The organism is Paenibacillus qinlingensis, from assembly GCF_013204845.1.
Lineage (GTDB): Bacteria > Bacillota > Bacilli > Paenibacillales > NBRC-103111 > Paenibacillus_E > Paenibacillus_E qinlingensis.
The window spans coordinates 65,459-91,046 of the sequence record NZ_JABMKY010000004.1; the positions used below are offsets into that span (position 1 = coordinate 65,459).

General features: G+C 49.7%; 17 protein-coding genes and 1 riboswitch. Of the genes, 12 read left to right on the forward strand and 5 right to left on the reverse strand.

From position 1 onward, the window contains the following. Nucleotides 1–924 carry a Gfo/Idh/MocA family protein gene (locus HQN88_RS09980; RefSeq protein ID WP_173110616.1) on the forward strand — a complete coding sequence of 308 codons (924 nt, stop codon included), beginning with the start codon at nucleotides 1–3 and terminating at the stop codon, nucleotides 922–924. Nucleotides 925–1,316: 392 nt separating this feature from the next. On the opposite strand, the gene gcvPB is transcribed toward HQN88_RS09980, so the two are convergent. From gcvPB to gcvT, 3 genes are read right to left on the reverse strand one after another with little or no spacing between them, the layout of a single operon-like run. Next, on the reverse strand, nucleotides 1,317–2,774 hold the full coding sequence (gene gcvPB, locus HQN88_RS09985; protein ID WP_173110618.1) for an aminomethyl-transferring glycine dehydrogenase subunit GcvPB: 1,458 nt from the start codon (nucleotides 2,772–2,774) through the stop codon (nucleotides 1,317–1,319). Further along, on the reverse strand, nucleotides 2,771–4,126 hold the full coding sequence (gcvPA, locus tag HQN88_RS09990) for an aminomethyl-transferring glycine dehydrogenase subunit GcvPA (RefSeq protein ID WP_173110621.1): 1,356 nt from the start codon (nucleotides 4,124–4,126) through the stop codon (nucleotides 2,771–2,773). Before gcvPA ends, gcvPB begins: the two co-directional genes overlap by 4 nt. A 35-nt stretch (nucleotides 4,127–4,161) precedes the next feature. Further along, complete coding sequence (gene gcvT / locus HQN88_RS09995; RefSeq protein WP_173111552.1) at nucleotides 4,162–5,256, reverse strand: glycine cleavage system aminomethyltransferase GcvT; 1,095 nt, start codon at nucleotides 5,254–5,256, stop codon at nucleotides 4,162–4,164. 211 nt (nucleotides 5,257–5,467) lie between these two features. Next, a riboswitch (glycine riboswitch) is annotated at nucleotides 5,468–5,563 on the reverse strand. Between the two features lie 198 nt (nucleotides 5,564–5,761). Here gcvT and gcvH point away from each other — a divergent pair. Next, nucleotides 5,762–6,151: a glycine cleavage system protein GcvH gene (gene gcvH, locus HQN88_RS10000; protein ID WP_173110623.1), complete on the forward strand. Its 390-nt coding sequence runs from the start codon at nucleotides 5,762–5,764 to the stop codon at nucleotides 6,149–6,151. A 44-nt stretch (nucleotides 6,152–6,195) separates the two neighbouring features. Further along, nucleotides 6,196–6,792, forward strand: coding sequence for a sulfite oxidase-like oxidoreductase (locus tag HQN88_RS10005; RefSeq protein WP_173110625.1), 597 nt, complete (start codon nucleotides 6,196–6,198; stop codon nucleotides 6,790–6,792). Between the two features lie 490 nt (nucleotides 6,793–7,282). Here HQN88_RS10005 and HQN88_RS10010 read toward each other — a convergent pair whose 3' ends face one another. Then, nucleotides 7,283–8,113 (reverse strand): helix-turn-helix domain-containing protein, encoded by an 831-nt coding sequence (locus HQN88_RS10010; protein ID WP_173110627.1) that lies wholly within the window; start codon nucleotides 8,111–8,113, stop codon nucleotides 7,283–7,285. 113 nt (nucleotides 8,114–8,226) lie between these two features. Here HQN88_RS10010 and HQN88_RS10015 point away from each other — a divergent pair, with 113 nt between their 5' ends. The 4 genes from HQN88_RS10015 to HQN88_RS10030 are packed head-to-tail and all read left to right on the forward strand — an operon-like array spanning nucleotide 8,227 to nucleotide 12,564. After that, the gene (locus HQN88_RS10015; RefSeq protein ID WP_173110630.1) at nucleotides 8,227–9,150 is read left to right on the forward strand and encodes an aldo/keto reductase; all 924 of its coding nucleotides are present in this window, start codon (nucleotides 8,227–8,229) and stop codon (nucleotides 9,148–9,150) included. Then, nucleotides 9,147–11,099 (forward strand): DUF8034 domain-containing protein, encoded by a 1,953-nt coding sequence (locus HQN88_RS10020; protein WP_173110632.1) that lies wholly within the window; start codon nucleotides 9,147–9,149, stop codon nucleotides 11,097–11,099. The genes HQN88_RS10015 and HQN88_RS10020 overlap by 4 nt, the downstream gene beginning before the upstream one ends. Further along, the gene (locus HQN88_RS10025) at nucleotides 11,090–11,923 is read left to right on the forward strand and encodes an amidohydrolase family protein (protein WP_173110634.1); all 834 of its coding nucleotides are present in this window, start codon (nucleotides 11,090–11,092) and stop codon (nucleotides 11,921–11,923) included. Before HQN88_RS10020 ends, HQN88_RS10025 begins: the two co-directional genes overlap by 10 nt. 41 nt (nucleotides 11,924–11,964) lie before the next feature. Beyond that, nucleotides 11,965–12,564: a hypothetical protein gene (locus tag HQN88_RS10030; RefSeq protein WP_173110636.1), complete on the forward strand. Its 600-nt coding sequence runs from the start codon at nucleotides 11,965–11,967 to the stop codon at nucleotides 12,562–12,564. A 428-nt stretch (nucleotides 12,565–12,992) separates the two neighbouring features. Here the strand turns inward: HQN88_RS10030 and HQN88_RS10035 are convergent, their stop codons facing one another. Further along, a complete protein-coding gene (locus HQN88_RS10035; protein WP_173110639.1) occupies nucleotides 12,993–15,320 on the reverse strand; it encodes a helix-turn-helix domain-containing protein in 2,328 nt (775 codons plus the stop codon). A 303-nt stretch (nucleotides 15,321–15,623) separates the two neighbouring features. Between HQN88_RS10035 and HQN88_RS10040 the strand changes: the two genes are divergently transcribed. The 5 genes from HQN88_RS10040 to HQN88_RS10060 all read left to right on the forward strand — a co-directional run bounded on the left by HQN88_RS10040 (nucleotide 15,624) and on the right by HQN88_RS10060 (nucleotide 25,500). Beyond that, entirely contained in the window at nucleotides 15,624–17,183 is a 1,560-nt protein-coding gene (locus HQN88_RS10040) for an extracellular solute-binding protein (protein ID WP_173110641.1), read from the forward strand. A 92-nt stretch (nucleotides 17,184–17,275) separates the two neighbouring features. Then, on the forward strand, nucleotides 17,276–18,175 hold the full coding sequence (locus HQN88_RS10045) for an ABC transporter permease (RefSeq protein WP_173110643.1): 900 nt from the start codon (nucleotides 17,276–17,278) through the stop codon (nucleotides 18,173–18,175). Nucleotides 18,176–18,188: 13 nt separating this feature from the next. Beyond that, nucleotides 18,189–19,058 carry a carbohydrate ABC transporter permease gene (locus HQN88_RS10050; protein ID WP_173110645.1) on the forward strand — a complete coding sequence of 290 codons (870 nt, stop codon included), beginning with the start codon at nucleotides 18,189–18,191 and terminating at the stop codon, nucleotides 19,056–19,058. A 63-nt stretch (nucleotides 19,059–19,121) separates the two neighbouring features. After that, nucleotides 19,122–23,759: an Ig-like domain-containing protein gene (locus HQN88_RS10055; RefSeq protein WP_173110647.1), complete on the forward strand. Its 4,638-nt coding sequence runs from the start codon at nucleotides 19,122–19,124 to the stop codon at nucleotides 23,757–23,759. After that, complete coding sequence (locus HQN88_RS10060) at nucleotides 23,653–25,500, forward strand: heparinase II/III family protein (protein ID WP_173110649.1); 1,848 nt, start codon at nucleotides 23,653–23,655, stop codon at nucleotides 25,498–25,500. Before HQN88_RS10055 ends, HQN88_RS10060 begins: the two co-directional genes overlap by 107 nt. Nucleotides 25,501–25,588 lie beyond the last annotated feature (88 nt).

Here is a 25,588-nt window from a genome sequence, read left to right on the forward strand (position 1 = left end):
ATGTCCAAAAAAAGGATTGGCCTCATCGGCCTAGGCGATATTGCGCAAAAAGTATACTTACCGCTGCTTTCCGTCAATGAACGGGTGGACCTTGTTGGCATTATGAGCTCTACGGCTGCGACCGTTGAACGTATGAAAATAAAGTATAGAGTACCTTTCGGAACGACACAATTGGATGAATTATTAGCGCTTGGGTTGGATGCTGTTTTCGTACATAGTCCGACGTCAACGCATTATGATATTGCTATGAAATGTATGTTGCATGGCGTTGCCGTATATGTAGATAAACCGCTTTCGTATACTTGGGCAGAATCGGTGGAGATGGCTTCCTATGCGGAGCGCAAAGGTGTGCTGCTAGCTGCGGGTTTTAACCGTCGCTATGCTCCTCTTTACATGGAGGCCAAGGCATGGTTACAGGAAGCGGGCGGATTTGATGTGGCTTCAGCCGTCAAACATCGTACCAAGCTGCAAGGACATAGCGCCAAAGAAACGTTGTATGATGATCTGATCCACATGCTGGACACGTTACTTTGGTTAGGAGAAAGCTCCTACGAAGTGAGGGCCTCCCATCAACAAATAGATGATAGCGGCAAGCTGCTGCATGCCTCTGGCACGCTAGGTTTTGGTTCGGCGACAGGTTCCTATAGTATGGTTAGACTCGCTGGCGTTGATTTGGAAAAGGTGGAGCTGCATGGCAGCGGAAGATCTGTCGAGGTGACGAATTTGGAGTCAGCGGTCTTTTATGATAGGAATGCCGCTCCGCGCCTGCGCACCTTCGGCAGCTGGGACACGGTGCTGGAGCGTAGAGGATTCGCTGGTGTCGTCCAGCATTTCTTGGATTCACTGGATAATCCGAATGCTTGCGGCATTCGGGGGGATCGGGTGCTGGCTTCGCATGAGCTGGTGGAGAAGCTGTCGGTGTAAGAGAGACTAACCCTACATCCAACCGACTGTGGACAATCTCTCATCCAACCTACTGACGACAGTTGTTGTGAGATTGTGGAAGTCGATTAGTTCGAATTTTCCTGCTTAAATAGGAGATTTGGAAGAGATTAGCAGCAGTAGTCCGATTTGGCCTACTTAAAATGCCCGATACCGGCGGTCACCTCGGAAATTGGTGAAATAGTTCGGTAAAATCGAACTAATCGATCATCGGGTGGGACTGGATGCCATTTAGTTCGATTATTTCGGACTAATGATTGCAAATGAGTGCAAATAGCCCGACGGACATAAAAAGGCTGATTCCAAAAGTAGCTATCTACTTCTGGAATCAGCCTTTTCACGCATTACGTGATTCAGATGTATGTGGTTTGTGATTACCCGCACGTACAGTTCAGAACTGGCTTCCGAGCGGCCAATGCCTCATCCATCCGACTGACGACCGTCGTGTAAGGGGCATTTTTAACCAACTCTGGCGTCTCTTCTGCTTCTTTGGCGATGGCGATCATCGTATCGATGAAGCTATCCAAGGTTTGCTTGCTTTCTGTTTCCGTTGGCTCGATCATAATACATTCTTCCACGCTGAGCGGGAAGTAGATCGTTGGCGGGTGGTAGCCGAAGTCGAGCAGTCTTTTGGCAATATCGAGTGTACGTACGCCCAGCTTCTTCTGGCGATTCCCAGATAGCACGAATTCGTGCTTGCAGAAGCGGGGATGCGGAACATCGAAATACGGCGTTAACCGAGCTAGCATATAGTTGGCGTTCAACACAGCGTATTCGGATACTTTGCGCAAGCCTTCCGGACCGAGCGTACGAATGTAGGTATAGGCACGCACGAGGATGCCGAAGTTGCCGTAGTAGCCTTTGACGCGACCGATGGACTGTGGATAGTTGTAGTCGAAATAGAAGCTGTTATCCTCCCGTTTGGCGACAAGTGGTGTTGGCAAAAAGGGAATTAGCCGCTCTTTGACGCCGACAGGGCCAGCGCCAGGGCCGCCGCCACCGTGCGGTGTGCTCATGGTTTTGTGCAGGTTGAGATGGACGACATCGAAGCCCATGTCCCCTGGTCGCGTGATGCCCATAATGGCATTCGCGTTCGCGCCATCATAGTAGAGCAGTCCGCCTGCGGCATGCACGATTTCGGCGATCTCGACGATTTGTTCTTCGAACAAACCGAGGGTGTTCGGGTTCGTCAACATGAGAGCGGCTGTATCGGAACCGACGGCACGGCGCAACTCGTCGAGATTCACGAGGCCGCGCTCATCAGATTTAATCGTCACCGTTTGGAATCCAGCAACTGTTGCACTGGCTGGATTCGTGCCATGCGCGGAATCCGGACAGATAACCTTGGTACGATGCTCGCCGCGGCTTTCGTGATAAGAGCGGATCATCATGAGTCCCGTCCATTCACCATGAGCCCCAGCCGCAGGCTGCAAGGTTACGCGATCCATTCCCGTGATCGCTTCGAGATCATGCTGGAGATTGTACAGCAGCTCCATGGCACCTTGTATCGATTCCTCTGGCTGATACGGGTGAATATGGGCGAAGCCGGGGAAGCGGGCGACGTCTTCGTTGATTTTGGGATTATATTTCATCGTACATGAGCCTAACGGATAGAAACCATTATCCACACCGAAGTTGCGACGAGAAAGCGCCGTGTAGTGGCGGATGACATCGACTTCATATACTTCGGGCAGGTCAGGTTCTAGCTGCCGGCGAAATTTGGCAGGAAGAAGTTCATCGATGTTCATGTCGGGAACATCCGATTCGGGTAAGGAATAGGCGACGCGTCCAGGATGGCTCATTTCGAAAATAAGTGCTTTTTCGTTGTTCATACGAGTTCCTCCAATGCGGCTGCGAAGGCATCAATGTCTTCGCGTGTTCGTTGCTCGGTGACGGCGATTAACATATGGCCGGCTAGCTCTGGATAGTCGCGGCCGAGATCGTAGCCGCCGATCATATTGCGCTGGAGGAGCTGGCGATTCAGCTCCTCGATATTCGTGCCGTCCGGCAGCTTGACGGCAAATTCATTAAAGTAGCTGCCTGCGAAGGGCAGCTCCAGCTTGGATGACGCGGTTAGGCGATTCGCCGCGTAATGGGCTTTGCGGACGTTAAGCGTGCCAACGTCCTGAATGCCTTGTTTGCCCATCGTGGACAAGTACACGGATGCGCAAAGCGCGAGAAGCGCTTGGTTGGAGCAGATATTCGACGTGGCTTTCTCACGTCGTATATGCTGCTCCCGCGCTTGCAGCGTAAGCACGAAACCGCGCTTGCCATCGCGGTCCACGGTTTGGCCCACGATGCGCCCCGGCATGCGGCGCATCCAGCTCTCCGCGACGGCGAAGTAGCCGCAGCTCGGTCCTCCCAGCGCAGCTGGGATGCCGAGCGGCTGGCAATCGCCGACGACGATGTCAGCGCCGAGCTTGCCCGGCGCTTCGAGCAGCCCGAGCGTGAGCGGATTCGCGCTCACGACGAGCAGTGCGCCCGCGCCGTGCGCGAGCGGCTCCACAGCCGCGAGATCCTCCAAGCAGCCGAAGAAATTCGGCGATTGGAGGATGACGGCGGCAGCGTCGCTCTCGAGCTTGGACGCGAGATCGTCCAGATCGGTTACACCTTCGGATGTAACCGCGATCTCGACGACGTCCAAGTTCAGCCCGCGGGCGGACGTGCGCAACACGGCGCGCGCTTCCGGGTGCACCGCGCGCGACACGAGCAGACGGCTGCGCTTCGTCGCGCCGCTGGCTAGTGCGCCAGCTTCGGCCAGCGCTGTGGCGCCATCGTACATCGAGGCGTTCGCCACGGCCATGCCGGTGAGCTCACAGATGTACGACTGAAACTCAAAAATAGCCTGCAATTCCCCCTGGCTAATTTCTGGTTGATAAGGCGTGTACGCTGTGTAGAATTCTGAGCGTGAGATGACATGATTGATCACCACCGGAAGGTGATGATCGTAGATGCCAGCGCCGAGAAAGCTGGCGTAGCGCTGGAAATCCGCATTGCGCCCCGCCAACTCGCGCATATATCGAAGTAATCCCTGCTCACTGAGGGCATTCCCCACTTGCAGTTCACCCTGAAACCGCACCCCCTGCGGGATATCGCTAAACATCTCTTCCATGGAGGAGATGCCGATGGTCTTTAGCATTTCCTTTTGATCCTGTTCCGTAATAGGCAAATAACGATGTTTCATAACCGAAGATGCTCCTTCCGACCCGGATTCGGGGATTATTTCTTTTTGTGAAAAGGGGTAGAGACGACTGAAGCTTTCACTTGCGTGCCTCTAATCTCTACAAACACTTCCGCACCTAGGGTGCTATACGCGGCATCAATCAGAGCTAAGCCGACATTCGTTTTGTACGTTGGAGATTGCGTCCCTGTTGTTACTTCACCGATCTGTTTACCTTCAGCGTAAACGGCATAATGAGGACGCGGAATGCCGCGTTCTTGCATTTCAATACCGACAAGCTTGCGGGGGATGCCGTTTGTTTTTTGCTCCAATAGGGCATCACGTCCGATGAAATCACCTTTACCCAGCTTTACAAAAAAGGAAAGCCCCGCCTCAAGCGGCGAAATCTCGGAGGATAGCTCCTGTCCGTAAAGGGGGAGTCGCGCTTCAAAGCGAAGCGTATCTCGAGCGCCTAAACCTGTTGGAAGGAGTCCATGCTCCTCGCCTGCTTCAAGCAGTTTCCGCCATAAGGGGATGGCATCCTTTTGATCGACATAAAGCTCGAAACCATCTTCACCTGTATACCCAGTACGGGAAAGCAGCACTTTCACATCTCCAACTTTTACATCAGGAAGGAAATGAAAGGTCTTTAAAGTCTGAAGTGGTGCGTCTGTCAATTTCGCTAAAATGGTAATTGCCTGAGGACCTTGTAGAGCCAGCAAGGCAGTATCATCAGAAATGTTGCTCAGCTCGACCTGACCTGTCAGGTGCTGCTGCAGCCAAGCGATGTCTTTCTCGATATTAGAGGCATTGATAACGAGCATGTAATCATTGTCACTGAACTTGTAAACGAGCAGATCATCAACTACACCACCACTCGGGTAGCATAGGAGGCTGTACTGGCACTGTCCTTCTACCAGTTTGGACACATCATTCGTCGTGACGTGTTGTACAAATGCGAAAGCATCCGGGCCTTGAACGCGTACTTCGCCCATATGCGACACATCAAAAAGGCCCGCCTGCCCCCTGACAGCATCATGCTCTTTTTGAATGCCAGTGAATTGTACGGGCAGCTCCCAGCCGCCAAAATCAATGATTCGCGCGCCATATTCTGCGTAAATCGGGAAGAGCGGTGTTCGTTTCAGCATGCAAATAACCTCACTTTTATTCGACTTATTTACCGTTGGTTATATTTCGAAAACACAAATAGGAGCAAAAAGTATGCAACACAAACATACCTTTTGCCCCTGTCCTTTATACCTGAGAGTTGCCTAGAACGGGAGAATCTATGCATCTCACCGTTAAGTTTCCCCTTGGGTGTCCGATTTCCCGTGATTAACGAGTGTTCGAAGCTCTCCAGAGTCGCGTCCGATACAGGTCCTTTTGCCTGAGAGATTCACCGCTCTGGGCTTACTCCTTCGGCGCTGCAACGTGCTCAGCAGTCTCTCCCTGTATCCTCATTCGCCAATATTTAATTAGCCTATTTAACTTTATTATGTGTCTAAATTGGTGTGAATTGTCAACAATAACTTTTGATTTGGATGGTCAGTGGAGGTTATACCCGTTCCTTTCACAGCTTCTAGGACAGCCGTCTTGACTTTGATGTTCACAGTAGATTAAGCTAAAAGCAAAATTTGTAAGTAAGTGAGGCGTGGACTGATGAGCAACGTACAAGCCAATTTGTTATACACCAAAGAGCACGAGTGGGTAGAGAAGCTATCGGATACGGTGGTTCGCATAGGGATTACCGATTTTGCACAAGATCAATTGGGTGATATTGTATTCGTAGAGCTCCCGAAAGTGGGCGCTTCTGTAACAGCGAATGAGAGTATTGGGAGTGTGGAGTCGGTCAAAACGGTTTCGGATATTTTCTGCCCGGTATCAGGCAAAGTAACGGCTGTGAACAGTACATTGGAAGGCTCGCCAGAACTGGTAAATACAGCATCTTTCGGTGAAGGCTGGATGGTTGAGGTAGAAATCTCAGGACCTGAAGCCTTGGAAGGCTTATTGAGCGCTGCGGAATACGGTTCTTATATCGGTAACGACTAAGTTTGTTTGATTTCGATGAAAGTAGAACGGATGGAGGTTTTTCCATGCAATTTGGGCAAAAGCTGCCGCAGGATCCGAACGATCGTGTTCCTCCTGGGCAAACGCTGACACAAGGCTGGCCTGTGCTGCACTATGGGTCCGTGCCCTACTACAACGACATGAGCAAATGGGATTTGCGTTTGTTCGGCTTGGTGGAAGAAGAGTTCACCATTTCGTATAAGGATTTTATGGCACTGCCACGCAAGGAATTTAAGAATGACATTCACTGTGTGACTACATGGTCCAAGTTGGACAATGTGTGGGAAGGTATTGCTGTGTCCGAGCTGATAAGCAAAGTGAAGCTGAAGCCAGAAGCAACGCATGTGATGCTGCATGCTGAGCATGGGTGGACGACAAATCTTCCACTGGAAGATTTCCTTTTGGAGACGTCTTTTCTAGGCATCCGCCATAATGGCGTGCTGCTAACACCTGACCACGGAGCACCTGTACGTATGGTGGTTCCGCATCTCTATTTCTGGAAAAGCGCCAAATGGCTGCGTGGTATTGAGTTTATGGCGAAGGATAAGCCAGGATTTTGGGAGCGGAATGGTTACCATATGTACGGAAATCCTTGGAACGAGGAACGCTACGATTTTGATTGACGAGACAAGCCCACTAAAGCGAATGTGCTGTAGTGGGCTTTTTTTTGCATTTTGCTGATGTGTGGCATGCTGGTTGCGAGTCGAGCTATTAGGGTGAAAGGAGAGAAGTAGAAGTATGTTTTCCTGAGTCATTAAAGTGAATCTATCGGATGGGAGTTTCGTAATTCTCCTGTGTGCCAAATAAATAGATGGATTTTCTGTAGTTAAATATTGCGATTTTCGAAACTAATGCAGGATAGATGGAAAATATGTAGGTAATTTCGACCATTTTACCCAATTTGATCAACAAAGGCTTTTATAACTACATGTTTTACAGTTAAATCAAATTTTCGAGGAAATTTCTCACAGATAGCTGTATATATTCCAGTTAATCAAATTAGTGAATCACGAGCCCCTCTCAATTGACAAACGCCACCAACAACGTCTCCGCGGCGAAATCCCGTGTCCACGTCTCGATCATTCATACCGAGCCCTCACGTCGTTTTCTCATTCAATAAATCTCAGTTCCACTCTCCAATTTCGCCTTCTCCCTGTAAGCTGTCGGCGAAATACCAATTGTTCGTTTAAACATGCGTGAGAACATGAGGGGGTCTTGGTAGCCCACGGATAGGGCAATTTCGGCGATGCTGAGAAGCTGCCTGCGGAGTAGACGGCAAGCTTTTCTCATCCGAACATCGGTCAAATATCGGTAAGGGGACATGGAAAGGCGCTGCTGGAAGAGACGGCACAAGTATTTGGTGTCTAGCCCTACATGCTCAGCGATTTCGTTTAGACTGATGCGATCGGCATAGCGGGTGTTCATATACGAAACGGCATTACGTACGTGGTGTCCGACATCAGCTCTAAGTGGTGGCGCATCGTCCGGTATGGCTAGCGTACCGAATATTTGGTACAGCAGAGCGGTCAGAAGGAGCTCTTTAGCAGGTTCCTTACGCAGCCTCATTAAATTGCCAAAAAGAGATTCAATAGGCAATGACGAGTCAGCTGTTCGGACAGGAGACAGGACAGTGAATCCGGCTAGTTCGACCAGACGGGGGGCAAACGTCCCGACAAAGCCGAACCAAGAGTAGCTCCAGGGCTCATGAGGATCGGCACAATACGAGTGGACGGTGTCTGGCATAACGAGGAACAATTCGCCAGGACCAATGGGTTCTGTTCGACCGCCCGTCGAGTAAGTTCCATACCCGCTGTGAATGTAATGAAGAATGTACATATCTCTTACGCTGGGCCCAAATGTCATGTCAGGTAGACAACTTTGCGTGCCGACCTCGAGCACAGCCAGATCAGTCAAACCGATCGGTTCGGTATAAATAAATTCCACGTGTTGCCCTCGCCTCTTCCTCAAATAGAGAAGATATGCCATAAGATGGGGAACTCTGGCTATTTTGATTATAAAGGATGAACACTACAATTTACAGTAGGAGGGATACAGAAATGGAGTATACTACATTCGGCCGAACAGGACTTCGCGTATCGAAACTCGGGCTCGGCGGCGCACCCCTTGGAGGGGTTTTTGGACCTGCGGATGAACAAGGCGTCGAGAAGATGATCCATGAGGCGTTGGATAGCGGCATCAATTTTATTGACACGGCACCGAGCTATGGCAGAGGGGAATCGGAGCGTCGAATTGGCAGGGCGCTGAACGGCGGCAGAAGAAACGAGGTCGTGTTAGCATCAAAGGCAGTAGGTCCGGGCGAATCGTTTGATTATGCGACGACGATTCGCTCCGTTGAGGATAGTTTGGAGCGGCTCCAAACCGAGTGGATCGATCTGCTTCAAATTCATGATGTGGAGCAGGTTCCTTATGAAACGATTATGAACGAGACGTTGCCGGCCCTGGAGAAGCTGCGGGATGATGGCAAGATTCGCTATATCGGGGTTTCGACAAGAATATTGTCACTTCTGGAGCGTTATGTTCGGCTAAATCGGTTTGACAGTATCCAGTTCTATACGCGATATATGCTGATTGATCATACGGCGAAAGACGAAGTGCTCCCGCTCGCAGCAGAGAAGGAGATTGGCGTTATTAACGGCAGTGTGCTCGGACTGGGTCTGCTTGCCGATACGCCGGCACCGTTTTTGAGGCCTAACCTTGTGTACGAAGCAACGAAGCGGATGGAGCAGCTCACGTTTTTGCGTAAAACAGAGCCATATGGTCTTGTCGAGCCAGCCATGCGCTTCAGTCTTTCGCATCCTGCCATTCACGTGACCTTGACTGGGGCTGCCACACCGGAAGTGCTGCGCACGAACTTAGCATTTTGCGATGGCCAGGGACTAGATCCAGAGGAACTGGCAAGTGTATACGCCTTATTTCAGGGCAAAAGTTTATTTCCGGCGGAGAAGGAGGAATCGAAGTGAATACACAAGGAAACACGCTGCCAAGGATTGTAGCGGAAGAACGAATGGCTCCACCAGAGTGGGCCCTGCAGGAACAGTGGTTATTTGCTACGCTGAATCAGGCGGCGAAGGAGTTTGTAGAGCGCTACACACAGCCGGATGGGAGTCTGATTTGGCAGAAGGAATGGCCAGGTATGGACGGTTCGGATGACCCCTATGAAGGGTTCATGAATCTAGCTTTGCTCTATGTATTAGGGGGCAGTCGCGAGCTTCATGAGGTATCCCGTAAGATTTGGGAAGGGATTACTTGGCAATGGACCGAGTATGGACAAATTTCCCGAGAATTCGATGCTTACTATGATTGGATGCATCATGGTGAAGGTTATTTATTTTTGTACTTTCTGGGACTTGCTGGTCCCGTTACAAACAAGGACAGGCAGAGAGCAGTACGATTTGCCAACATGTATACGGGAGACGACCCGGATGCTCCCAATTATGATAAAGAGCAGAAGCTTATCCGATCTCCCTTGAACGGAAGTAAAGGTCCGCGGTTCAAGGTGTCGGAAGAGGATTGGGTCACGCATCGCAGCATTCTCGACCACTATCCGGCACCGTATGAAGATATTCCTGGCGTCGATTTTGCGAGCGGCAAATGCCCTTGGTCCAACGATGAAGTCTATCAGAAGATGATTGCAATGATGAATGAGCGAATGAACCGGGGAGACGTTCCACTGAATTTGAATGCAACCGGATTGATTGCGCACGCCTTCATGCATACTGGAGACGCAACCCTCAGCGATTGGGTGGTGGATTATCTTGCAGCATGGGAAGAACGTACCCGTACTAACGGAGGAATTATTCCCGATAATGTCGGGTTGTCAGGTTTAATCGGCGAGTACAACGGGGGCAAATGGTGGGGAGGCTACTACGGATGGAGATGGCCACATGGCTTTATGACCATCATTGAGCCGCTGACGAATGCGTGTATGAACGCCGTTTTACTTACTGGAGATATGAACCAGCTTGAGTTAGCTCGTTCCCAGCTTGATGCCAATTGGGCGCTGCGGCGGGAAGAGAACGGCCAGGTACTCGTGCCGAATAAACACGGGGATAATGGCTGGTACGATTGGCGGAAGGCGCTGCCGAAATACCCAGTCTACTTGTGGACGATGTCCATGGCAGACGAGGATTTAGAGCGTCTAGAACGGATTCCAAAGGATCACGATTGGAATGAAATTACTGTGCCTGTTGTATCAGGAAGAGACAGCCGGACAGGAAGGGAAACGAAGCACTATATCGGCAACACAGAGCCTTGGTTCCAGTACATTCGGGGGTTCAACCCAGACTATCCGAAACGGATACTGGCCGCTAATATGGAGTTGGTCGGTCGGCAGTTGGAGAAAATGCGATCGGACCAAGGCGACCCGCATGGGTGGAAAAGCGATTTTGCTGACGGAGACTTTTCTAACATTCATATCTGGCAAGAAATGTGCCCGCTATATTTTGAGTCGCTTGTACAGCTGACAATGGGGGGACCGATGCATATTTCGCACGGCGGTCTGCAGCATGCCAGGGTACGCTACTTTGATTCCCAGGAGAGGCGGCCAGGTCTTCCCCAAGGCGTATCTGCGCTTGTGGAGGCGCTTACAACAGACAGCGTGACGCTGCAGCTCTGCAATACGAGCATGTTTGATGAACGCGAGGTCGTCATTCAAGCAGGAGGCTTTGGAGAACACGAATTCACCAGTGCTCAGCGAATCGACGCAAACGGGTGTCCGCAAGGCTCGCATATGGAGCTCCAAGGTAAATGGCTGGCGGTAAATCTTAAGCGAGGTTCCGGCATTAGGCTTAAGCTTGGCATGAACCGTTACGTCAACTCGCCGAATTATGATATGCCGTGGCCGAACCCTTATGCCGCTGATCTATTGGTTGGGCGTAGAGGAGAGGAAGGGGAAGCGGAATGTACATAGATTGCCACGTTCATTTTTGGAAGCCATCGCGTGGTGATTATGGTTGGTTGAAGCCTGAGAATGAGCTGCTCTTTAAAGACTACCTGCCAGAGCAGCTGCTTCCTGAGCTGGGCGCTTTCGGTGTTAATGGGCTTGTAGCCGTACAGGCTGCCGTTAGTGCGGAGGAGGCGGTATTCCTGCTGGAGCTAGCTCAGACCTGGCCGGTGATATCCGGTGTGTGCGGAGGGCTTGATCCGTTCGGGGATCTTTTTCACGAGCAGCTTGAGTTATTAAAAGCCAATCCGCGCTTTACCGGCATTCGATTAAGCGGCAGCGCATTTCGTTCTGAACGGTCCGAGGCCGAGCGGAACAAGCTGCGGTCGGCGTTCGCTGCGCTGATGCAGGCTGATCTCACGCTGGATCTGCTCGTACAGCCCGGAGACCTTTCAGCTGTAGCATCGTATTTGGAGGAGATGCCGCAGCTCAAGTCGGTAGTAAACCATCTGGGTTGTCCGGACATTCGGGAGCAGCGTCAGGAAACGTGGCTAATAGGTATGAAGCGGTTAGCCCAGCTTCCAGGCGTGGCGGTTAAGCTGTCCGGAATGATCACAATGGCAGGCGGATTTCATCCTGAGAGGCTTCGGCCTTACATCGATCCATTGGTTCAGTTGTTCGGCAGCGATCGACTGCTGTTTGGCAGTGATTGGCCTGTGGCCTTGCAGGCAGGAGGCTATAGGGACGTCATTGATCTGTTCGAGGCGGTGTTTCCTGATGACCTTGCAGAGGAGGAGAAGGGAAAGATTCGTGCGGGCAACGCTAGTCGATTCTACCCGATACTATCATGATGAGAAGGATGTATAGGGCTCAGGTGAAGGAAGGCTGCGAAGTGGACTTCACGTTCGCTTTAGCCGAAGCAGCAGCAAGCTGGCAGCACGAACTTCGGGGGCAGGGTATCGTGAGCTGCTCGATTTTTGCGAGGGGGAGCGGTGTATTTCTTTATTTTGAAATGACGAGCGAAAGCTGCGAATGGGAATGGCCAATGGCGTGCAAGCAGTTGCTGGAGACATGGCCGGGCGGTTTTGAAGGCGTGCAGCGGTATGCCGTTTCGATGATCGATATCTACCACGATGGTGAACCGGAGATGAGGGAAGATCGACTACATTCCGGCCGTGAGCGAGTCGGTATGCTTGCGCAATTGAAACCGTCGAAGTACAGCAGCTATATCTTCTATCATTACGCTATGCAGGAGGAGAAACCGAGCTGCTTTAATCCAACTTATCTCATCGGAGCACATGAGGAACTGATCTTCTCCTATCATGAACGTCCAGCGCCATCGTTCGAACATGGGGTGACGCGAATGACATGGCCAGCATCGATTACGCCAGAGAACTGGCACACGATCATGGAGCCGCATTTTATCCCCTGGTCGGAGAGCGAGCAGGGACCTGTCCTGTGGGATAATATGGACACGCTCCTGAGCTTTTAATCATGTATGGTTAAAATGAAGTGCCACCCTTTCCATCATTGATCGAATGGTCAATAACTTTGGATACAAGGGGAACCTAGATGTCTTATTCAGCTCAAATCAGCTGTAATCGAATCTGGGGGAACGTAGATGCGCTAACTGGCTTATTTTCGTAATTTATCGTGCTTTTCGGCGAAATAGGAAATTGTCGTTCCCCTCCGATGATAATTTCGCTTATGTATCCGTAATTAAGACATCCTCGTTCCCTCTCGAAGGAGGACGTAAGAGACAGCAAGGGCTGTCCGCTGAAGCCGCAGTGTACGAAAGCACTAGGAAATCGTCAGATTAAAGTTAGAATAATTGAGTCGGAGTCCGTTTTTGGTGATAGGAAGAACAACCGAGGTGTCCCAAAGGTTACTTTTGGGACAGCCTCTTCTTTGCATTGTCTCTCACTGTTCTTCCAGACCTCCCGCAGGAATCTGGTCCACCGTCTGCAGTAAGCGGTACTGTCCCGGCGTAGTCCCCATGCGGGATTTGAACAGTTTACTGAAGTAGCTGACGTTGGCATAGCCGATTTCACGGCAGATGTCCTCCAGCGAATATTTGGGCTGCCGCAGCAACTCACAAGCCCGTTTGATTCGAAGATGAATCAAATGGTCGTTAATCGTTGTACCTGTTGTTTCCTTGAAAATACGGCTCAAAAAGGACGTGCTACGCTGTACGTGCCCGGCAACCGTCTCAATCGTGATGTTGTTATTATAGTTCTTCTCCATAAATTCGGTAGCATGCTGCAGAGTTAGATCATTCAGCTTCAACCGCTTCTCCCGATTGTGCATAATGATTTGAGTGCACATCTCCATCAAACGTGCCTCCATATCGCGAAGTGTCTGGATACCAGACAGCACGAACGGCCGATCACCGAGTACGGTGGTCATATCTCCTCCGGTTTGCACCAGTGATTTTACAATCTCCCCACTTAGTTGAAAGAAGAGTTGCTGCACGTTGGCCTTTCCCAGTCGGCGGTTGGTCACTTCTCTCGTAATACGGCTGATTGTCTCCGCACACTCCTCCTCATTCAACTGGAGCAGCGCCTGAAGCAGCTTGGTCTCTAGCTCATAGGGGTAATAATACGTCTCTTCATCCTGCTTCCAGGAGCTGACGATGGCATAGGGCACGATTTCACCTTTGCCGACATACATTTTCAGGCTGAGCGCTTCGACCGATTCTTCATAGGCGGTTTGAGCCGAATGCACACCCGAGTGGATGCGGCTAAGGCCAATCGTGGCAGTGATCCTATAGCGGCTCTCCATATTACGTTGTAGTTTTCTGGCTAGTTCAATTGGAAAATCGTCTTGATTGGCTGGGACAGCAAGAATGATGATGATGCGTTCATCGTCCCTCGCGAAGATTTCGCCGTCGATTTCGGGTCCAAGCTCTTCAATTAAGCCATATTGAAATAGATGATAATGGAGATTGCCGGTCGAGTCATTCAGCAGTGATTGTTCCTCCAACTCAATCGTCAAGATGGCAAATCGGTCAAAATTCAACTTTAATCCCAAAAGCTCCGCTGCATCCTTCTCCTGCCCACTGCTTTGCTGTGAAATCACTCTCCCCTTAATAAGGTCGCTCAAATACTTTTCTTTAATAGCTGAACGGTTGTCGCCAAGCAACGTTTCTACCCGTTCCTTCTCGCTAAGGATCGTTTCCCGGCTATGACGAAGCCGTTCGAAAGCCTGCTGAATGAAGCTAGCTTCGTCGGCGGCAGGCAGGGGGGCTTCAGGGTTAGCTCTTTCACTGCCGCTAATATAGGCGAGAACGCTTTTGAGCGGCCGGTATAGTCTCTGTGAGATGTAGAACAGCAGCAAAATGGCAATAGTGACGTAAAGAGCAGAAACGGCGGCTACGATCAGTTTAATGCGGCCTAAGCCCTCAAGCAGGACAGATCGTTTGGTTAAATTGACGAACTTCCAGCCTGTCACACTAGAAGTGGTGTAGGTCACGATCCACCTTCGATCATCGACGTAGGAGCCGCTTCCCGGGGCGGATAGCACGCTAGAATCAAACTTCCCGATAAGGGCTGCTGCTTCTTCCGTTTCACTGTAGAGCGCTTCGCCTTGGGGCCCGAGGACAAGCGTCAGCCCTTTTTTATTATGATAATGACTCAAATATTCTTTAAAGAGCAGATCAAGCTTCAAATTGATGACAATGGCTCCATCTACCGGACCAATGAGCGGCATTTTCTGCATTAAACTGGTCGCAAGAAGTCCTTTGACCGCACTGCCAGGACGATTGGTAAGCCATACCGTTCGATTCGCGGTTTCTTCATTCATGACCGTCAGCCAAGAACGATCGGTGAAGGAAGATAACGGGGACATTTTCATATCGGAACGGGAGGTCAGTACGAGATCGAGTTTATTGTATACAAGATAAATGGAGTCAATATAAGGATTCAGTTTCTGCTGCTCCTCCAGAAATCGTGTCAAGTCAATGAGGGAAGACACACTCAGTTTATCGTTGATTTTATGATACAAGTAGGATTGGGTCATGACCATGCTCGAGGCGATATTCTGTATCGCAAGAAGTTCTTTATGAATCAGTTCTCGCTGCTGCTCCATAATGGATTGATTATATTCAATTGAATTCTGAATGCTGGTGTCGGCAGAAATCGTATAGGTAACCGAAGAAATAAGGATGACGGTAACAATGATGATCGCTGTCATAGATAACAGCAGCTTAACGAAGAGCGACCGGTTGCGAATCACTTGAAGACTAGGCATCCTGACCCTCCTTTCGTAGTGTTAGCGTTTTCAAGATGAGATGGATGACGTATTCGGCACGAAGAAAATTATAGCACAGAATGAAGTAGGAGGAAGCCAAGAGGCGAAAAACATACGAAAAATCGGATAACATAAAGCGATAAAAACAGCTTCAGAAAGGAAAAACATAATGAAAATCGAATGAGATCATTGTGTAGTTGTGTGCCACGGGATATCGTAAAGGATGTAACCGTTCCCAATTCCCGGCCGGGGTAGAACGCGTTAAGGAACGGAAATCATGATGTGAAGCAGGGGGAGATTATTGTGCCTATCTATAAAATGAAACCAGTCGCACTCACCGTATTAGCAGCTAGTATGGCCGCAAGTGTACTTAGCGGATGTTCCGCAGAAAAGAAAACAACTACCGCATCGAGTCAACCGAGTAGTACTGCTGCGGCAAAACCAATCGAAATTACGTGGGGCATTCAATTCCAAGCGCCGGCTGTCGTGGCCGATACGCCAGTACAGAAGTGGCTTGAACAGAAATTCAATATCAAAATCAAGCCAGTTAAAGTAACCGATGCTAGTATCGCTTCAGGTGACGTACCGGATGTGTTCATGTTGGGAGATCCATCCAATGTATCTGCCTACCAAGCGCAAGGTGTTCTAATGGACTTAGATCCTAATATGGTGAAAGACAAAATGCCAGAATACTATCAAGATGTGATGCAGTCGAAGGCGCTGTTCCAGACGGTAACGTTTAGCGACAAGCTCTGGGCAGTCCCGATGTTTATCGATTTGAAACCGTATGACCTTTCAATGTTATGGCGCAAAGACTGGCTTGACAAAGTAGGTATCACGAAGCTTCCAGAGACATTAGATGAATTCGAACAGGCGGCTTATGCGTTTGCGAAGAAAGACCCAGACGGCAACGGCAAGAACGATACCTACGGTTTGACCGGTACGGCGACGTCAACGTGGTCAACGGGCTTCTACTCGATATTTGGCGCATTTGGCGTACAACCAACCATGTGGCACGAGAAACAAGGACAGATTATGAACGGTTCCATTATGCCAGAGGCCAAGGCTGCTCTTGAGAAACTGCGCAAATGGTACGCAGACGGCGTGATCGATCCTGAATATATTACGGATACACAAGATTCGTACCGCAAGAAGCTGTATAACAGTCGGATCGGTGTGATTGAGGAACAAGTCGGCAAAGCAGCACTGGCTGATGGAGCGACAAATATAGCGATGAAAGACATCAATCCGAATGCCAAGCTTCAATTGGGTAAAAATCCGAAGGGACCTGGCGGCAGCGGCAGCTGGGATTGGGGAGTGAAAAGTAATTACATCGTGCTTGGCAACAAGGTGAAGAATGATCCAGCTAAGCTAAATAAAATTTTCGAAATATTGCGCGCAGAGAGCAGTGACGAAGAAACGATCAATATGACGACCTTGGGCGTTAAAGGGACGCAATGGGATTTTGCAGCGAGCGGAGCGACTTCGGGTGCAACGAAAATCTTAACGGGCTTCGAAAAGCAGGAACAACGTGATGCAGTTGGTATCCGGTTGTTCTCCCTTGGCAATATTACGACTCGGGCTTACCGGGATAAATATTCTAACCCGCAATTGAACGAAGCGGTTCGTACCTATTCTTCCGCACCCAATCAGACAGATGCGTTATTATTCGCTGCGCTTCCATCCGATGGCAAGTACAAGAAGGATTTGACAGCGCTGACGCAAAAATATTTCGCACAAATCATCAGTGGAGAAGTGCCGCTTAGCGATTTCGATAAGTATGTGGCGGAGTGGAAAGCCAAGGGTGGAGACGAACTGACTAAGGAAGCTAATGAGATGTACCAGAAACAGTTCAAAAAATAATCAGCTTGAGAAGCGAATCCATATCCTCGGCAGCAAGTCCTTAACTGCTGCCGAGGAGGCGTCGCAACTGGCCCTGAGGAAGTGCACAAGACATGAAGACGATAATGAAAAATAGGGAGCTGTTTGCGCTCTATTTGTTTGCCTTTGCCTTTTTTCTCGTATTCAAATATGGCCCGATCTACGGTGTACTGATCGCTTTCAAAGATTTTCGCGTCATCGATGGCATATGGGGCAGCCCATGGGTGGGCTTTAAGCATTTTGAGGCGCTCTTTCATTCATCAGATTTCTACCGATTACTGAGTAATACGCTGCTGCTAAATCTCTATTTGCTGCTGTTCGCCTTTCCCGCACCGATCGTACTGGCGCTTCTGCTTAATGAAATCAGATCCCGTTTTTTTCAACGCTTCGTACAGATGACGATGTATCTGCCGCATTTCGTTTCGTGGGTCATTATGTCAGGCCTTGTCATCTATTTCCTGTCGCCGACCACGGGCATTGTGGCTGAGATCGTGGGCTGGTTCGGTGGGAAACCGGTATTTTACATGGGCCATAAGGAATATTTTCGCTCCATTGTGGTGGGTTCGGCCATTTTGAAGGATATCGGCTGGGGCTCCATTATTTACTTTGCTGCACTGTCGGGCATTAATCCGGAACTGCATGAATCAGCAACTATGGATGGTGCAAATCGCTGGCAGCGTTTGTTTCATATTAATATTCCGTCAATTATGCCGACCATTGCAATTATGTTCATTCTGAGCCTAGGCGGCTTCTTGAGCGCAAACTTTGAACAAATTATCAACTTGCTCAATCCTGTCACCTTTGATACGGGAGATGTCATTGACACTTACGTCTATCGCGTTGGACTACAGCAATTTCAATACAGTTATACGGCTGCGATTGGCTTGTTCAAGTCTTTAGTAGGATTGCTGCTGATTCTGGGAGCTAACTTCACGGTGCGTAGACTAAGCAAGGGAGAGAGCGGCTTATGGTAGGAGGATTCGCAACATGAGAACTGGAAACTGGCAAGATCGATTAAGCGTTAGCCTCATTTATATTGTACTTGGCGTACTTGCCATTATTGTCGTCTACCCTTTTATTCACGTGTTGTCGGTATCGCTAAGTGGAAGGGGAGAGGCGCTCCGCAGCGGTTTTCACTGGATTCCGAAGGATCTGACCTTGACACCTTACAAGGAATTACTGACCTATCCGTTCATCTGGAAAGGGTACGGCAATACGTTGTTTCGGATGGTTGTTGGCACAGCACTTACGTTGATCGTTACCGTATGCGCAGCGTATCCGCTGTCTCGCAATGAAATGCCATGGAAGCGGGTATTGGTAATGCTCCTGCTCTTTACCATGATCTTTGATGGTGGAATCGTGCCGAACTATTTGCTAATCAAGGAGCTGCATCTGTTGAATACGCGGTGGGTCTACGTGCTGCCGCATGCGGCGAACGCGTTTCAAGTGCTAGTCATGATCTCGTTCTTCCGTTCGATTCCTGATGCGTTAATTGAAGCAGCACGGATTGACGGAGCACGTGATCTGCGAATTCTCATTCGCATTATTTTGCCGCTGTCTGTCCCCGTTTTAGTGACAATCGGACTATGGTCGCTTGTGTATCACATTAATGCATTTATGGACAATTTGCTGTATGTGACCGATCAATCCAAGTTCGTGCTGCAGCAGATCGTTCGGCAAATTCTGATCGAGAACAGGCTCGATCCGTTTACGACGGCTGTGAATGAGGTTCCGCCTGCGCCTGAGAGCTTGAAGATGGCAGCGGTCATTGTATCCGCCCTTCCTGTGCTGGTCATGTATCCATTCCTGCTTCGTTATTTCGAGAAAGGTACTATGATTGGTTCGGTGAAGGGGTAACGCAGTCCTGATCACTTCTCACTAGTGTCAAGTGAAATTTTATTTGCGAAGGGATGTAGAGATATGCTTAGAAAAAAAGCAATTATTCTCGCGATCACTGCAATTTTGTTGAACCTGTTTGTTTTACCAGCAATTCAGGCCGAATCCGGTTTACCGGAAACGGTCTTCTATGTGGCAACGAATGGAAGCGATTCCAATGCTGGCGGGATCGACGAGCCTTTTCAAACGATAGAAAAGGCTCGTGATGCAGTTCGTCAGTTGAAGAGCACTTCCGGCTTGCCAGCTGGAGGTGTAACCGTATATTTGCGTGGCGGCACATATAATCGAACAGCCAGCTTCCAGATCGAGCAGCAGGATTCTGGTACGGCTGATAGTCCGATCACGTACAAAGCCTATCCTAACGAGAGTGTAAGACTTTCCGGCGGCCAATCGCTTGACAAGAATTGGTTCACGCCAGTCACCGACCAGGCGATCCTGCAGCGGATCATTAGTGTCGATGCCCGTACCAAGGTGCTGAAGGTTGATCTGCGTAGTCACGGTATTTCAGATTACGGGGTGATGAGCCGACATGGTTACTACAAGGCCAATGATGTTAGTCAGGTTCCGCCTATGGAGCTGTATGTGGCAGGCGAGGGAATGACGCTTGCACGCTGGCCGAATAACGGCACGGTGCAAATGGGCGACATCATCGATCCTGGTCCGATTCGCAAGGATACGGATTTGCAGGATCGAGGAGGTACGTTTAGTTACACGTATGACCGGCCGCAATACTGGACGAATGCCGACGACATTTGGCTGGATGGGATTTTCGGATATAGCTGGGAATGGTCATACAACAAAGTAGCATCGATTGATACCCTGAATAAGCGAATAACATTGCGCTACGGCGAAATGAGCGGCTTGTTCAAGAACTGGTATCCGGATTTCCATTTCGCGCAAAATTTGCTCGAGGAGATCGATATGCCCGGCGAATATTACATTGACCGTGCACAGGGCGTCTTGTATTTCATGCCAACAGCATCGTTTGAAGTGCAGCATCCTGAGATTACCGTGACGATGTTGAAAACGCCGATGATTAATTCGGTCGGAGCTTCCTATGTTACATTCGAGGATCTCACTTTGGAGAATGGGCGCGATTCGGCTGTAGTCATTATGGGTGGCGATCATGTGCTGCTATCTCACTGCGAAATCCGCAACTTTACGAACGGCGGCGTGCAGATCAATACGCAGAGCCGGTGGTTATATAATGATTTTGCGACAGCAATGGGGGTGAATCACGGAATAACAAGCAGTCATATCCATCATATCGGTGGGACTGCGGTCACTTTAAATGGAGGAAGCCGTGTCACGCTTGCGCCTGGTAACAACTATGTGGAAAACTCTCATATTCACGATTTTGCTTATTATCACAAGGCGTACAATCCGAGCGTCATTTTGACAGGTGTGGGCAACAGGGTGTCTCACAACGAAATTCACGATGCGCCACATCCCGGTATTCTGATCTTCGGCAACGACCACTCCGTGGAATACAACAACATTTATGATGTATGTAAAATGTTCTCCGACCTCGGGGCCATCTATATGAACGCAGGCGAAACACCGCAGCAACGGGGGACCGTTATTAAGGGTAATTATTTCCATAACATTGGTGAATCCAAAGCTGGGGTAGAAGGCGTTTATCCAGATAATTTCACGATGGGGCTGACAATTGAAGATAATATTTTTTACAAAATGGGCAATTCCGCAGTTAAAAATAACGGTGGAGCACACATCAAAACTCGGAATAATCTGTTTATCGATAGTGAAGTACCTTATGATTATGCCGACATCTATCTAGGTGACGCACCAGATAAGCAGATCCCGAAGAACTACATGCCGAAATGGCAGACGTTGTTTGCTCAAAATAATAATTTTGTAGGGACGCCATATTTGGTCAAATATCCGGAGCTCGCGGACTTCTTTACGGAAAATCGGTATTATCCAACCACGAATACCTTAGAGAATAATGTGATCTATAACCCTACCAGGGCTCGCAGCAGCATCACTAACGCGCAAGGGGCATACGATAAGTTTAATTTGCTGCAGTATGCGAATAACTGGGTGACGAATAGTGATCCTGGCTTTGTGAATCTGGCGGCAGGTGATCTCAATCTGAAAAGCGACGCCGCTGTGTTCCAACAAATTCCCGGATTCCATCCGATTCCATTTAATGAAATGGGAATTATCGGGAAAGCAGGGCCGTATCTGGCACCAGATACCATTCCAGTGCAAGGTGTTCGAGCCTACGATACAAACGTAACGATTGGCATTGGCAAGGTATATGAGCTGCATACGGCTGTGTTACCGTGGGACGCGACGAATTCAAAGCTGCTATTTACGTCCAGCGATCCAAGTGTGGTCAAAGTGGACAGCAAAGGAACGCTTAAGGGGGCGGGCATCGGGCAAGCCGTCATCACAGTCACATCAGCAGAAAATCCGCTGCTTCAAGACGAAGTCTTGATTGACGTCGAGATCGGAGACGGTATTTACGAATATACCGATTTCGAGACAGGGCGGAATAGCTGGCCGGTGGATCCGAATCGGTCCGTCGTAGATATGAATGGCAATCATATGTATAAAGTACTGAAGGGAGCGACGGCGGTTTCACCGAATGAATATGCCAACTACGAACTAACATTCAAGATGAAGACTCCACCAACCATGCCGAGTCTAGGCACGATCTATTTCTTCGACAGGCTAGGTTCTAGCGGAGGGGGCCGTATTGGATACCGCAAGCTGGAAGACGGCACGTCCAAATGGCTTCTCTATAATAAGGCCTGGGGAACTGTTAAGGAAGTGAACTTGCCATACTCGGATTTGGCGCCAGATACCGAGTACAGCGTCAAGCTGCTTGTAAAAGGGGCTGACATCAGCCTCTACGTAGGTGGCGTGCTGAAGCTGAAGGCGACGGATGCGACGTACAATCCGTCCGGTACGGTCGGCTTTTATGCAGGCGGCTTCGACTACCTGCTGTTCGATGACATCAAGCTGTCGGTACCAACCACGAAGGTTGCCGGGCTGCTGTTGGATCGAACCAGCGCGAATATCGGGAATGATGAGCAGCTGAAGCTGCAGGTGAGCTTTGACCCTTCGGACAGTGTCAATCATGCTGTTTATTGGACATCGAGCAATCCGGGCGCAGCCGTTGTTGATGGAACCGGCTTGGTTACCGCCGTCGGCTCAGGTGAGACGGACATCACCGTGACATCGATCGAGACGCCCGAAGCGTCAGCGACTAGCCATATCATCGTGTCGGACGTTCTGCTGAAGACGGATTTTGAATCTGGCGGGGGTGGCTGGCCTGTAGATCCGAATCGGAGCATTATCACGGCGAACGGCAACCATGCGTATCGGCTTTTGAAAGGGGCGTCAGCCACATCTCCGCGTTCGTTCACGAATTATGATTTAACGTTCAAAATGAAGACACCGGCCACCATTCCGAGCGCAGCAACATTATATATCTTTGATCGCTTAGTTTCCGGCAGCGGAGACAGAATCGGGTACCGAAAGACGGTGGACGGAGCGTCACAATGGATTCTTTATAACGGTTCCTGGGCAACAGTGAAACAGGCTAGCCTGAACTATGAGGACTTGGTTCCGAATACGGAGTATACCTTTGAGCTGATCGTGAACGGCGCGGATATCTCCCTATTCGTCAATGGGGTGCTCAAGTTAAAAGCTTCCGATCCTGCGCACAATCTGACCGGAACGATTGGGTTCTATGCAGGCGGTTTCGATAATCTGCTCTTTGACGACATCGTGGTTACGCAGCTTCGTGAGCCGATAACGCAAGCATCCATTACACCTGCCCAGCCGGATGGAGCAAATAACTGGTACGTGCATCCAATTACAATTCAGTTAGGTAAGGGCGAACATTCTTCCACGTTGGCACAAACAAATTATAGGTTGGATGACGGGGCGACTTGGCAGCCTTATGTAACGCCGATTGTGATAGAGACAGACGGCATCCACACGGTTTCTTATCGATCTACGGATTATGTAGGGAAAGTGGAAGCCGTGCAAACGAAAACTGTTCAGCTCGATAGGACGGGGCCAAGTGTAACGATTTCCACGCCAAGCGTGAATCAGGCGTTGAAGAACAGCGAAGTGCTTACGCCCCAATTCATATTGGCGGATTTCTTGTCCGGCGTAGATCCGTCGAAGACGAAGGTATGGCTTGATGAGCAGCCAATCGTTGAGGGTGATCCGATTCCACTCTACACCCTCCCTCTCGGGATGCATGAGCTGATCGTGACGGGGGTTGATGCAGTGGGGAACCAAGGAAGTCACACGGTTACATTCCAAACTTATGCGGACACCGACTCGCTGCAAACGCTCATTAGTCAATTTACGGCGATGTCATGGATTACGAATAAGGGAATCGCCAACAGTCTGGTTGTCAAGCTGCAGCATAACAACTTGGAGGCCTTTCTTCATGAAGTGGAAGCACAAAAGGGTAAACATATCACATCCGCTGCTGCTCAGATACTCCTGAGGGATGCGAACAACTTGCAGATGACGATGAACCTGACGATGAACCAAAAAGGAGAATTCCATGATTCCGTTTCATCAATTAAGAGAGGCGATCATAGCCGTTCAACAAAGGCCGACAACCCTGACTTCCGGAGCTTTGACCCCGGCGCGAAGAAGGGCTCATCTTGAGGCGCCGCATCTCGCCCATTTAATGAAGGAAATACGAGAGGAAGCGGAGAGGGCCAGGCGTGAGCCTGTTCCTCTCCTGTCATTCTCGGATTTCCAGACATTTCATTCGTTAGGCACGCGTAAGGAATTCGAAAAGCCCTATTTTGAACGTAGAGGACGCTTACTTGCCCTTGCCTTGACGATGATACTAGATGATAGCAATGCTTATAAGGAGACGCTGGAGAATCTTATTTGGGAAATATGTAATGAGTATGCCTGGGCGGTACCGGCGCATCTGCCAGATTCGATAGACCAAGTTTTGACGGCGAATGTCCCTCCTAATCGCCATGTGGATTTGTTCGCCGCTGAAACGGCACATGCGTTGGCCGAAGTGCTGGATCTCGTAGGGAACCGTTTGAATGACTGGGTTACGCACCGGGTGAAGCAAGAAATCGAGCAACGTGTGTTTCAGCCTGTGTTCGAAAGTGCTCATCATTTCATGTGGACGTCAAAGATAAATAATTGGTCGGCCGTATGTGGTGGTGCCGTTGGGATGGCGGCGTTGTTGCTCATTGATGATCGGGAACGGCTGGCAGGCATGCAAGACCGGGTTGTCAGTGCGATGGATAGCTTTCTTGCTGGATATGGAGAGGATGGCTGCTGTCCTGAGGGCCTTGCATATTGGAGGTACGGTTTTGGGTATTTTGTTTATTGGGCTGAGATGCTTTACGAGTTTACCAGCGGATCGATCGATTTGTTAAAGCAGGACAAAATTAAGAGGATTGCCGAATTCCCGGCAGCCGTTGCACTCAGCGATTCCGCTTGCATCAATTACTCGGATTGTAGGCACACCTTTAGGCACGCTACTGGACTGATCAGCCGTTTGTGCAGCAGACTAAACATTGCTCCGCCGACAATGACAAGTGTACCTTCGTTTCATGAAGATCATTGTTACCGCTGGCCATTCGTCTTCCGCAACATCCTATGGACAGAACCCAAATGGTTGCATACGCAAGGCGCAGAGGGTACATTCTACTTCCACAGTACGGATTGGTTGGTGGATAAACGCGAAACTTCCACAGGTTTGCTTGCCTTTTCAGCTAAAGGAGGACACAACAACGAGCCTCACAATCATAACGACCTCGGACATTTTATTCTTCATATCGAGGGAGATACGTTGTTGGCGGATCTCGGGATGGGTGTATACACCCGCGAATATTTCGGGAAAGAACGCTATGACCACCTGCATGCATCATCTGGAGGGCACTCGGTTCCTATTATCAATGGTGAGCATCAGGCAGCCGGTGAAGCACACAGGGCAATCGTCACAAGATACGAAACGGATCAAGGCGCTGTCAGGTTTGAACTGGATTTGACGCATGCCTACAGACCAGAGGCGCGAATTCGCTCCTTCCGACGGTCCTTCGAGTGGAAAGTCCGCCAAGAGGAAGCGAGCTCGGAGCTCACGTTGACGGATCATTTCATTTTTGATGAGGAAATGATGGAGACAGAGCGTAACTTAACGGAGCATTTCATCAGTTTCCATAAACCAGTTCTCAGCGATGGCGAGGTAACTTGGTCGGGTGAGAAGGGAAATGTCCATTTACGATTTGAACCGTCTATGTTGTCGGCGTATGTAGAACCAGTAGTGATACCTAGTCGTGATCCCCAGCCATTGACAGTATACCGACTACATCTTCACGCCAAGCGGTTGGCTCAAACCTATACGTGCGGGTTAGTCATGACATGCTGTATACACTAAACCCGTTATGCAAGCTGGAATGTCAATAGATGGTTATCGTCGTCGATTCGGGATGAAACACGATAAGGGGAACAGGTTCATTCGAACC